We start from the raw sequence: 418 nt of genomic DNA on the forward strand, positions 1-418 counted from the left end.
CCTTTAAACTATGCCCCTAAAAACTGGTGGAGGATGATGGATTCGAACCACCGAACCCGTAAGGGAGCAGATTTACAGTCTGATGCGTTTGGCCACTTCGCTAATCCTCCATATGAAACTGGTGCCGACGAGAGGACTTGAACCCCCAACCTACTGATTACAAGTCAGTTGCTCTACCAGTTGAGCTACATCGGCTAATTTTTGAATGGTGGCTCGGGACGGAATCGAACCGCCGACACGAGGATTTTCAGTCCTCTGCTCTACCGACTGAGCTACCGAGCCTTATTCAGAATAAAAATGGCGGAACTGACGGGATTCGAACCCGCGATCTCCTGCGTGACAGGCAGGCATGTTAGGCCTCTACACCACAGTTCCAGGTATTACAATTGCGGGGGCAGGATTTGAACCTGCGACCTTC

4 tRNA genes are annotated in these 418 nt (G+C 51.0%); all 4 read right to left on the reverse strand.

The features are described 5' to 3' along the window. Nucleotides 1-24: 24 nt before the first annotated feature. Nucleotides 25-110, reverse strand: a tRNA-Tyr gene (locus KJS58_RS24965). A 9-nt stretch (nucleotides 111-119) separates the two neighbouring features. Next, nucleotides 120-195, reverse strand: a tRNA-Thr gene (locus KJS58_RS24970). 11 nt (nucleotides 196-206) lie between these two features. Next, nucleotides 207-282: transfer RNA gene (locus KJS58_RS24975), tRNA-Phe, on the reverse strand. A gap of 16 nt (nucleotides 283-298) precedes the next feature. After that, nucleotides 299-375, reverse strand: a tRNA-Asp gene (locus KJS58_RS24980). Between the last annotated feature and the right edge of the window lie 43 nt (nucleotides 376-418).

It is taken from the genome of Paenibacillus sp. J45TS6 (assembly GCF_018403285.1).
Lineage (GTDB): Bacteria > Bacillota > Bacilli > Paenibacillales > Paenibacillaceae > Paenibacillus.